Source organism: Bifidobacterium sp. LH_419 (assembly GCF_056356955.1).
The window spans coordinates 100683-111989 of sequence record NZ_JBKEVG010000011.1; the positions used below are offsets into that span (position 1 = coordinate 100683).

Annotated in this window: 8 protein-coding genes; all 8 read right to left on the reverse strand. The window is 65.5% G+C overall.

The features are described 5' to 3' along the window. Window positions 1-62 precede the first annotated feature (62 nt). The gene (locus tag AC1AYX_RS08090) at window positions 63-1901 is read right to left on the reverse strand and encodes a DUF6020 family protein (protein ID WP_476503000.1); all 1839 of its coding nucleotides are present in this window, start codon (window positions 1899-1901) and stop codon (window positions 63-65) included. Between the two features lie 316 nt (window positions 1902-2217). Further along, window positions 2218-2766, reverse strand: coding sequence for an FMN-binding protein (locus AC1AYX_RS08095; RefSeq protein WP_476503001.1), 549 nt, complete (start codon window positions 2764-2766; stop codon window positions 2218-2220). A gap of 25 nt (window positions 2767-2791) precedes the next feature. Continuing rightward, window positions 2792-3589 (reverse strand): ABC transporter ATP-binding protein, encoded by a 798-nt coding sequence (locus AC1AYX_RS08100; RefSeq protein WP_476503002.1) that lies wholly within the window; start codon window positions 3587-3589, stop codon window positions 2792-2794. A 20-nt stretch (window positions 3590-3609) separates the two neighbouring features. Continuing rightward, on the reverse strand, window positions 3610-4926 hold the full coding sequence (locus AC1AYX_RS08105) for an ABC transporter permease (RefSeq protein ID WP_476503003.1): 1317 nt from the start codon (window positions 4924-4926) through the stop codon (window positions 3610-3612). A 148-nt stretch (window positions 4927-5074) separates the two neighbouring features. Then, complete coding sequence (locus AC1AYX_RS08110) at window positions 5075-6403, reverse strand: ABC transporter permease (RefSeq protein WP_476503004.1); 1329 nt, start codon at window positions 6401-6403, stop codon at window positions 5075-5077. A gap of 90 nt (window positions 6404-6493) precedes the next feature. Further along, the gene (locus tag AC1AYX_RS08115) at window positions 6494-7771 is read right to left on the reverse strand and encodes a Fe-S-containing protein (protein WP_476503005.1); all 1278 of its coding nucleotides are present in this window, start codon (window positions 7769-7771) and stop codon (window positions 6494-6496) included. A 454-nt stretch (window positions 7772-8225) separates the two neighbouring features. Beyond that, complete coding sequence (locus AC1AYX_RS08120; RefSeq protein ID WP_084686236.1) at window positions 8226-8906, reverse strand: iron transporter; 681 nt, start codon at window positions 8904-8906, stop codon at window positions 8226-8228. Between the two features lie 89 nt (window positions 8907-8995). After that, on the reverse strand, window positions 8996-10735 hold the full coding sequence (locus tag AC1AYX_RS08125) for an FTR1 family iron permease (protein ID WP_476503009.1): 1740 nt from the start codon (window positions 10733-10735) through the stop codon (window positions 8996-8998). Between the last annotated feature and the right edge of the window lie 572 nt (window positions 10736-11307).

The window sequence follows — 11307 nt, forward strand, 5'->3', positions numbered from 1 at the left end:
TCGTCACGGTTCGCTCCGGGGTTTGCCACGGTTTTCCGTGCCGAATCCCGGAGCGAACCGTATCAGGCGTGGAGCGAGCCGTGAGCATCGCGGAGGAACGGCAGGGCCGTGAACAGCGGCAGGCCGGTGAACACCGGAATCGGATACCAGAACAGCGCCTCGGGCGAGGCGTACAGCGACATCACGGTGAAGACCAGCAATCCGAACGCGGCGACACGCGGGCCGATCGACGCGTCGACGCCCGCGAGCAATCCCCCGTCATCACGGGAATCACGGAAATCACGAGAATCGGCGATGACGGTGCGACGGCGACGTCGCGTCACCGACTCCGCAATCAACGCGATCGCGGCTGCCGACGGAATCCACGTGACATAGAGCGCCATCGACGTGAACGGATTGCCGGCGGCGGTGCCGGAGGCCGCCGCGACCGTGCCGGCGCCCGTGCCGCGCACCCAGTCGCGGACCGAGCGCAACGTGTCGCGCGCCCACCGCGGCCGCGCCGACGTGCCGGCGAGCGGCGCGAGGTCGCGCGCGATGGCGGCCATGCGCGCGGACCCGGCGGACGTGCCGGAGCCGCCGGTGCCGCCGCCAGCGCGGCGCACCTTGGCGGCGGTCAGATACGTGGACCACTGCTTCAGATAGCCGCCGCGCAGCAGATAGTCGGAGTCCGTGGGGTAGGCGAAATTGACGCGCGGATCCCACCATCCGCGCGTCTGGGCGGCATACGTGCGCGCGTAGACGAGCGGATGCGCGAGGCCGAGCCGCGCCCACGCGCGCACGGCCGCGAGCTTCTGCGCGGTCGTCGGACCGGGCGCGACGACGGTGCCGTCGTCGGCGCGACGCGGCTCCTTGAGCGTATGGAACGTCTCGTCGGACCGGTGCGGATTGATGGTCGTGGCGGCCTTGTCGAGATCCATGATCCCGTCCAATGCGCGGCGCTGGGCGGGGTCAATCGCGGACGGATCGTCGTGGGCGAGACGCGCGACCGGCTGCGTGACGATGCCCCAGACCTCGCGACCGGGCGATGGGGTCGCATGGGTCGCGGCGGCGGCGATCGGTGCGAACAGTCCTTGCGCGAGGAGGACGGCGACGACAAGGCAGATAGCGGCGCGAACGCGGTCGGAAAGGCGCGGCGCGGCGGTGCCGGCGGGGAGATCATCACGACGGGGCTTCCGCCCAGCGCAAACGCACAGCAATCCGATGCCGGCGCAGACGACGATGGGCAGGGCCGTGCGCTTCGACGCGACGGACGCGAACGTGAGCAACGTGAACGCGACGGCGACCGGCATGCGGCGCAACACGCGGCCGCGCGTGAGGCATGTTTCGGCGAAGATCACCGCCATCGGGAGGAAGAAGACCGTGTGGAGGGAATCCTTGCCCATCGTGGTCGAGGCGGCGACGACCACGTAACTCGTCGCGGTGTAGACGAGGCCGAGGGTGACGAGCCACAGGGGCGCGCCGAGCTTGCGGATGTAGCAGAGCATGAATGCGATGCCGGCGGCGAGGGCGAGCGCCTGCACGATCGTGTAGACGGCCTGGCCGGCGAGCGGGGAGCCGAAGACCGCGGCGCCGAGATGCCAGAAGAGCCCGAAAATCAGGGTGTCGAAGAGCGGATGCTGCGTGTAGTAGTGGTGCAGGCCCATCGCCTGGAGATACTGGGCCATCGTGTCGTCGCGCATGGCACCGGGCCACGTGAGCGCGATCCACGGCAGCCAGCACGCGACGATCAGGGCGAGATAGAGGGTGAAGCGCTCGCGCAATGCGACGGTGAAGGCCGACGGCCGGCGGTCGGCGAACCAGAGGCGGGCGGCGGCAGGCCAGGTGCGGATGATGCCGGAGCCGGCCCGCGCGACGCCGGACCGAGTCCGCGCGGCGGATGACCATGTATCCCATTCAGACACCCCACCAGTGTACGCGGCTTCACGGCGACATGGCTTCACGGCGACGCGGCTTCACGGTTGCACATCGTTCGGCGCAAGGAATCCCGGAAAACTGAGGTATCGTCCGGGAATAGTTGCGCTGAGAACCGGTCAGTGCAAGTTTTCCCGGGAAATGGGACTTTCTTCCGGGATTTATTGCGCTGAGGACCAATCAGTGCAAAGATTCCCGGACGAAGCCGCGTATTCCCGGGAATAGTCGCGCCGAAAAGCGACGGGGACGCTGTTGAGACCCCGGAGACCGGCGGCCAGAGACCGGCGGCCGGCGGATATTGGATGGCTACTGGATGGAGGCCTGCTCGCGGGCCAGGTCGAGGGCCTTGTTGAACGCGTCGGACGTCCAGCTGGCACCGGCGACCTTGTCGACCTTGAGGCCCTTGAGCGGCTTGCCGTCCACCACGCCGTTGATCGCGTTCGCGAAATCGGTCTGGTGCTTCTTCGAAATCGATGTGAACGGGTGACCGATCACCTCGACGGTCTGGACGTTCTGGTCCTTGATTGTGATGTGGACGTCGATGGAGTCCTCGCCCACCGGGCCGTACTGGCCGTTGATCGAATACGTGCCGTCCTTGTAGTTGCCGGTGTCCTTCGCGGCGGAGGAATCGCTGGAATCGGACGACGAGCCGGACGAGTCGGAGGAGTCGCCGGACTGCGACTGCTCCTCCTGCGACTTCTCGGTCTCGCCCGAATTGCCGGCGTACTGGTCGTCCATCGGCGTGGCCTTCGACTCGGCGCAGCCGGCGACGCCGCCCAGCAGCACCAGCGTCGCGGCCGTCAGCGCGACCGTCCTGACGGCCTTCCGTGTGTTGTCGTTCCTCTGTTCGTGCATATCGACCATCCTAGCCGCCGGCCGCTCAGTCCTCGCCGCCGGTCTTGGCGGCCTTGGTGGGGTCGGCGAAGCCGATGGCGGTCTCGCCGGTCTGCGCGCCCTCGACCTGCGCGCCGGTGGAGGCCGGGCGTCCGCCGGCGGCCTCGTACGCCTTGCGCGCCGCCTCGTCGTTCCACTTCTCGCCGACGAGCACGCCGTGGTTGAGCATGATTTCGCGCTGGGCGCAGCTGGCGACGAGCGCGTCATGCGTGACGACGATGATCGTCGTGCCCTGCTCGTGCAGCTGGCGGAACAGGTCGAGCACAATCTTCTCGTTCTTCTCGTCGAGGTTGCCGGTCGGCTCGTCGGCGAGGATGAGCTTCGGCTCGTTGATGAGGGCGCGCGCGATGCACACGCGCTGCTGCTCGCCGCCGGACAGCTGGCTCGGCAGATGGTGGGCGCGGTCCTTGAGGCCGACGCGCTCCAGCGCCTTCATGGCCTGGTCCTCGTCGACGACCGAATGGTAGTACTGGGCGACCATCACGTTCTCCACGGCCGTCAGATGCGGCACGAGGTAGAACTTCTGGAACACGAGGCCGATCATGTTCTTGCGCATGTCGGCGAGCTGCGAGGCGTTGAGGTCCTCGAGCTTGCGGCCTTCGAGCTTCACGGAACCCTTCGACGGGGAGTCCATGCAGCCGATCATGTTCATCAGCGTGGTCTTGCCGGAGCCGGACGAGCCGACGATCGCCAGCCATTCGCCTTCCGGCACGGTGAGGTTCAGGTCGTCCACGGCATGCAGGTCGCCGTAGATCTTCGAAATATGGTCGAGTTCAAGCAACATGGTGGTTTTCCTTACTCCTCTTACTCCTCGCGAAGCACGATGGCGGGGTCGATGCGGGTGGCGCGGTGGACGGGCGGGATGGAGGCGACGACGGCGACGAGCGCGGCGAGCACCACGGACGCGACGCCGAGCGCCCAGTTGAACGCGATCGCGCGTTCGAACACGGCGACGCACAGCCAGCTGGCGAGCCCGTATCCGATCGCGGTGCCGACGAGACCGCCGATCAGGCCGTACATCGCGGATTCGACGTAGAATTCGACGCCGATCGCGGCGGAACTCGCGCCGAGCGCCTTGCGCAGGCCGATCTCGTTGCGCCGCTGCGAGACGATCGAGCTGATGGTCGTGCCGACGCCGACGAGCGTGAGCACGAGCACGACGAGCGAGACGATCCAGAACAGGGTCTGCAGCATCGTGATGATGCGCGTGTCCGATGCGGTGATCTTCGTGACCTGCTGCGCCTTCACGTGCATCGACGTCATGTCGTTGATGCTGGCGACGAGCGCGTTCAGGTCGCTCGCACCGGACGAGTATTCGATGACGTCCACGCCGCGCTTCACGCCGGTGAGTTTGTCGACGTCGGCGTTGGTCGCGTAGATGATGGAGTCCTCGCTGCCGCCGGTGTCGACGATGCCGGCCACGCGGAACTCGGTTCCGGTGGTGTCCATGATGTCGCTGTTGACGCGGCCGTCGCGCATCTGCTGCGACGATTGCGAGGACTGGGAGGCGGCGTCGGATTCGGGGGATTCGGCGGTGGAGGCCGAAGAGGAAGAGGCGTTGTCGGAGGCGCGGTAGCCGATGGTGATCGAGCCGCCGACCTTCAAACCCATCGCGTCGGCGACGTCACGGCCGACGAGCACCTTGCCGGCGGTCGGCCAGGAGCCGTCCACCACCCAATGATGGTTGAGGTTCTTCACCTGGGCGGCGTCCACGCCGGCCATCACGTACGGCGCGGCGTTGACGCGCACGTTCTCGTAACGGTAGGCGGCGTGCTTCTGCGAGCCCTTCGCCGCGACCATCTCGGTGGTGTGCCGCACCATCGCCGCGTCGATGCCGGTGGATTTCGCATCGGAATCACCGGATGCCGACGCGGAATCGCCGGATGCCGAGGCGTCGGACTCCGTACTCGAACCGGAATCGCCGGTGGGCGTGACGATGAGGTTCGCGCCGTACGCGCGCATCTCCTGGTTCATCTGCTGCGGCACGGCGATGCAGATCATCGCCAGGCAGAACAGCGTGGCCGCGCCGACCATCGACGCGATGACCGCCATGACCGCACGCGAACGGCGGCGGAACACGGCGCTGAACAGCATCCGGAAGAACATGCCGGTATTCGTCATCGCAACCCTCCTTCACGTTCTTGGCTCCCCTTGTCAGGGGAGCTGTCGTCGGCAGACGACTGAGGGGTAGTCACCATACCACTCGTCTCTCCCCCAGTCAGCTTCGCTGACAGCCCCCTCAATCAGAGGGGGCCGCATAGTTTGACGATCAGCGACCATGGAGCACCTCCGCGGGCTTGAGGCTCAGGATCGAGCGGATCGACGAGGCGCTGGCCAGCGCGACCGTGAGCGCGAGCAGCACGAACACGAGTACGAACACCATCGGACGCATCGTGATGCCGGAACCGAACACCACCTGCCCGATGATCTGCGCGACGCCCGAACCGAGTCCCGCGCCGACCACGGTGCCGAGCAGCGAGACGGTCGCCGTCTCCGCCATCATCAGGCGGGAGACCGCGCCGTCGGTCGCGCCGATCGCCTTGAGCAGCGCGAGTTCGCTGGAGCGCTCGCCGATCGACGCGACCATCAGGTTCGCGACGGCCACGGCGGCGGCGATCAAACTCAGCACCGTCATCAGGATCATCACGGCCTGCGTCTTCTGCAGGACGTTGCCCTGCAGCGCGGCGACCTGACGCACCTGCTTGGCGACGGCCCCCGGAATCACCTCTTCGATCTGGTAGGCGATCGAACTCGGGTAGGCGGTGCAGTACCAGGTCTCCCACTCGTCCTGGCTCAACGCGGCCGGATTCTTCGCGGCCTTGCGCGCCAGATCGTTCTCCGGCGTGGTGAGCGCCTTCACCTCGATCTTGTCGATCGAATCGGGCAGGTCGGCGAGCACCTGCGCGGTGGACGAGGCGATGTACAGCGAACCGTTCTCGTCGTCTCCGGAATCGTAGACGCCAGTCAGCCTGATCTTCTGCGTATGCGTCTGCCCGGACGCGGTCTTCTTGGTGAGCGTGACCGTGTCGCCGCGCTTGACGCCGAGCTGCTGCGCGAGCGTCGCGCCGATCACGCCCTGATCGGAATCGTCCTTCGGCCACGTGCCGTCGAGCGTCCACCACGAGCGCATGCCCTCGACGCCCACGACGGTGGTCTCACCGGATTCGAGCTTCAGCTTCTTGTTGAACCACGTGCCGACAATCGGCGCGGTGGCCTTGGCGCCACCGTCCGCCCCCGAGACCTCGGCGTGCACGTTGAGCTGCGGCGCGAAGTTCGTGATGTTGAATGCCCAGAAGATCGTCTTGATCTTCGCCGCGTCGGACTCCTTGAGGAACGACGTCGGGTCGGATTCGGCGGCCGCGCCGCCCGTCGCGCCCTCCGTGTTGTACAGATCGGAGACGACGGCGTCCGACTTCGGCTGCACGGTGATGTTCGAGCCGTACGTCGACAGTTCGGCGTTGAGCTTGTCGCCCACGTCGAACACGACGCCGAGCATCGCGACGCTCACCGTAGCCGACAGGCACACGGTGAGTGCGATGAGCAGCCGCCGCCGCAACTGGCGCGTGAACGACCGCGCGATCATTCGCAGAAAGAACATTGTTCCTCCTTGTTCCGTTGTTGCCTCCCTCTGACGAGGGAGACCATCTCACGTTCCACCCCGCTCCCCCTGAAGGGGGCGCATGCATAGTCACTGGAAGTGGGCGCTTAGGGCGTCCAGGTCGGCGGTGTGAATCGTGATCTTGCCGTTGCCGGTCTTGTACGGGAACGGGATCGGGTTGCATCCGCCCTTGAAGCCGATGGTCGCCAGGTTGATCGCGACCTCGCACTTCTTGCAGATGATCTTGCCGTCCTTCTCGTAGTAGCCGGCGTCGCCGCAGTTCTCGCACGCGTCGAGGCCGATGCCGTACGCGCCGCCGTTCTTCTTGATGATGATGAACCGCATCGAGGTACCGTCCTTCGCCTTGTATTCGAAGCGGTGCAGATGCCCGTCCTCGACCTGGCTGAACGGAATCGTCGCCACGCCGTCCTTCAGCGAATACGCTTCCGGCGGCGACAGCGTGATCGTGCGCGTGGTCGCGGCGACGCCCGCGGTGAGCGTCACGGTCACGCCGATCGCGGCGACGAGACTCCACACGGCCGCGGCGACGGCACGACGGCGGAACGCCTTGTGCCGTCGCACGTCGGCCTCGTTCTCGCCGTCGCGCGGTTTCGTCGGCGTGCGGAAGCCGGCGACGATCGACGCGATGGCGGGGATGACGAACACGACGCCCTGCGCGATGATCATCTGCGTGTTGTGGTTGATGGACCAGACGAGCGGCTGGAACAGGAAGTGCGGGAAGAGCAGCGAGTGCGCCTGGATGATCTGCAGCAGTCCGGTCGCGTGCTGGACGAACAGGATCGCCATCATCAGTGCGGCGGCCGCGGTGAACGCGGGCCGCACGGCGGTGTTGCGCATCGTGCGGAAGATCGCCGCGACGATGACGGACATGACGACGCCGAGCACGAAACCGAGCGCGCGCAGCAGCATCGCGGATGTGAACGCGGTCTCGCCCGGCTCCACCCAGATCGTGAGCTGGAGGATCACATCGGGCAGCGCGTAGAAGACGGTGAGCGCGATGGCGAGGGCGCCGACCGCGTTGGCCGCGTGCATGAGCGGCGCGTGTTTGCGCCAGTCCGTAGTAATCCAGTGCCCGGCGATGACGGCCACGATGGCGAGCACGTCGACGACGACGGCCACGGTGAGCACCGGCTGGTTGACGAAGGTGCGCTGGTTGATGACGGCGGTGGCCCTGAGGGCGGCGAACACGATGGCCGCGACCGTGCCGAGCAGCAGGCCGTAGAGACGCCAATGGGCGCTGAACGGTTTATCCTTGCCCTCGCCGACCGTGAGCGTCACGCTCAGGCACATGACCAGCAACGCGGGTGCCAGCGTCCCCGGCATCACCGCAACGAATTGTTCCAGCATTCGCGCCCTTTCGATTGTATGCGACTCCCTGCGATGAGGGAGCTGACCGCCATAGGCGGACTGAGGGAGAGATTACCGCAAAACGGACTGAAGCCCCCTCTGACGAGGGGGCTGTCGGCGAAGCCGACTGGGGGAGAGACCGCGGCGGCAGCCGTGATGAGAGGGAATCGGCCTTCGGCCGATACCGTGTTCTCCGCGGCTTGCGCCGCTCTTCTTCTCTCCCTCCGTCATCGCTTCGCGATGCCACCTCGTCCGCAACTGCGGACGGCCTGCGGCCGACCTCATGTCGGCTCGCCTGGCGGCTCGCACATCACCTACAAACGCCTCTGGCGTTTGCTTCACGGCGATGTCCCGTCAGAGGGAGGCATCACCGGCGAATAACGGACGTTCGCTTACGCGAACGGCTGTTCGCTTCACGGCTCGGCCACTCCGCCGTGGTGATTTCCTACGGAAATCACCACTGACGCGGAGTGTACTCCCAGTTGTCGAAGGTGACTTCGAGGGGCTCGGTCCAGAAGTGGCCCTTGACGCCGGTCTCCGGGTCGACGTGGAGCATCCAGCCCTTCTTGGCCGGGGACTCAATCGAGAGCTTCAGCTGGTAGGTGCCGGCCTTGTCGAGCTTGACGTTGGCACCGTAGTGCGGGCCGTCGGAGGCGTTCATCTGCATGAAGGTGCCGGAGGTGGCGGTGCCGCCCTCGACTTCCTTGCCGGTGGACTTGTCGATGATCGTGTAGTTGACGGTCAGGTCAGGGATGAAGTCGCCCTTGCCGTAGCCGAGCTCGGTGCCCTTCTTGTTGGCGTGGATGTCGGCCTCGAGGTGGAAGGAGGCGTCCGCGGCCTTGAGGCCCATGGAGGACGGCTCCATGTCGATCGGCTGGAAGTAGACGGCGCCGACGGTCAGCGGGCCGACTTCCTGATCCTGCTCTTCGGCGGTGCCGGACGGGCCGACCGGGACCTCTTCGAAGCCGGTGCCGGCGTCGGAGGAGGAGTCGGACTTGGTGTCGGAGGACTGCGAGGAGGAGTCCGACTTGGCGGAGGAGGTGTCGCTGGAGGAGCCGCAGGCGGCCAGCGAGAACGCCATGGAGCCGGCGAGCAGCACGCCGAGCAGGGCGGCGATCTTCTTGTTCTTCATCATTTCTCTATCCTTTTCTTGTGGGAGTGAAGGAACCCCACAACAGGGACTTCACAGCTTGTTGGTTGAATTATCGATTACTCGGGAAAGTCTTACTTGGCGGAACCGGCCTTCGCGGAACCGGCCTTCGCTGCGGACGCCTTGAGCTTGCGCTGCTTGGCGAAACCGACCACGAACAGCGCGATCACGGCGACGGCCGCGAGCACCTGCGCGACGATGCACTCGACGTACGGGTAGAAGCCGAGCCAGTCGTTCGTCGGCACGCCGTCCAGGTAGATGGCGGGCAGCAGGTCGCCTTCGATGAGCGCGTGCACGCCGCCGCCGGCGAAGACGACGACCAGCACGGACATCAGGATCGACGTGACGAGGAAGAACGGGCCGATCGGGATCTTCACGGAGGTGAAGCGGATAATCAGGAAGATGATCACCAGCACGACGGCCGCGGCGATGCCGCCCGTCCACATGCCCTTCGAATCCTGGCTCATCGAGTAGATGGACTGATAGAAAATCACGGTCTCGGCACCCTCGCGGAACACGGCGAGGAAGCTCAGCATGGCGAGTGAGACGATCGTGCCGAACGCCACCTTCTCGCCGGCCTCGACCTGTGCGGAGACGGACTTGACGGCTGCCTCGGTCTTGGTGCGGATGTAGCGGTTCCACGCCTCGACGCTCGACTTGTTGAGCATCCAGTTGCTGGTCCACAGGAGCATGCCCATGGCGATCAGGGCGCACACGCCCTCCATGATCTCCTGCTGCGGGCCGGAGCCGCCGAACAGGAGCGTGAAGATCACGGCGATGATGCCTGAGCCGGCGAGGCCGGCGACGACGCCCAGGTAGATCCACTTGGTGAAACGCTTGTTGCCGGACTTGACGAGGTAGGCGATCACGGCGGCGACGACGAGCAACGCCTCAAGACCCTCGCGGATGAGGATGAGGAACGCCTGGCCGACGGCGCTGGTGATGAACTTGGTGAAACCGCCCTCCTTGTCGGCGGCGCCGCCGTCGAGGATGCCGGCGTCCTTGACGAGCATGGCCTTGAGGTCGTCGACGAGCTTCTTCGTGGACTTGAGGTCCTTGCCCTTGTTCATCGCGGAACGGGTCATCTTGAACTGGTATTCGACCTGCGAGACGCGGTTGCCGGAGATCGCGTTCATCACGTTCTTCTCGAAACCGAGCTTCTCGTAGTACTGGTAGTACGCGTCGTTGACGAGCGTGGCGCCCTTGGCGCCATCGCCGTTCTCGTACGCCTTGTACGCGTTGTCGAGAATCGGGGTCATCTCGTTGGCCACGTCGGTCCAGGAACGGTTGCCCTTGCCCGGGTTCTTCTTCTTTTTGGCGTCGAGCTCCTTGCGCTCCTTGTCGAGCTCGGCCTGCAGGGCCTCGGCGTAGGCCTTCGGCTTGGCGAGCTGCGCGTTGCCGTCGAGCTGCTGCGCGGTGGCGTCGAGGTCGGCGACGAGCGCGGTGATCTTCTGATCGAGCTCATCGTTGTTGCCGGGCACGTAGGAGAGGTTCTGGATGTCCTGGAACGCCTGCTGCTGGGAGGTCTGCTTGTCCGCGCCAATCGTGGAGTTCACGACGGCGGTGAAGTTGGAGGCGACGTAGATCGAGTTGTACGCGGCCATGAAGTCGGAAGTCGCGCCGGACGTGTTGCCGTCCTCGTACTCCTGCTGGCCGTCCTGCAGCTGCTCGGCCATCGCCTCGGAGACCGCGGACCACGTCTTGTAGTCCGTGGCCTTGCTGGTGGCGGAGGACAGTCCGGACGAGGAGCCGGCGGCGAGCGCGGTCTGTGGGACGGCGGCGAACGGGGTCACGGCCATCGCCACGATCATCATCAACGCACCGGCGAACGCGACGAGCTTCACCGGAACGCGCTTGAGCAACGCGGACATTCCAGGGTCTTCCTCTCTAATTTCACAATCCATCAGAACGATAGAGAAAAAATTCCCGGAACAACAGTCTTGATTTTTGCGGATTATTGAGGTAGTCGGCATGCGGAGCGACGTTTTCGGGGTGGAAATCCTTGTTTCGTCACGGTTTCGGCACGTCCGCGCCGGTAAGACGCCTCCCGTTGCGTCTCACATCGCGAACTGGACATACCGCCGCCCATGTCTCATTCCATATTGCGGACCCTCCGCACCCCCTCAGTCCGGCTTCGCCGGCCAGCTCCCCCTGAAGGGGGCGCAATCCGCCATGCGTCACACGCATGACAATCCTCTTCGCGCCCCCTCTCAAGGGGGCGCAATCCACTTTGTCTCCTTCTCAGGGGGCGCAACCCACTTTGCTCCCCCTTTGAGGGGGAGCTGTCGGTGTATTGTCTCGGGGCATAGTTGACGCATGTCTTGGGGCATGGTTGACGGGGTCTCCTGGGGCATGGTTTACATGTGTGTTGGGGCATCGTTGGCAC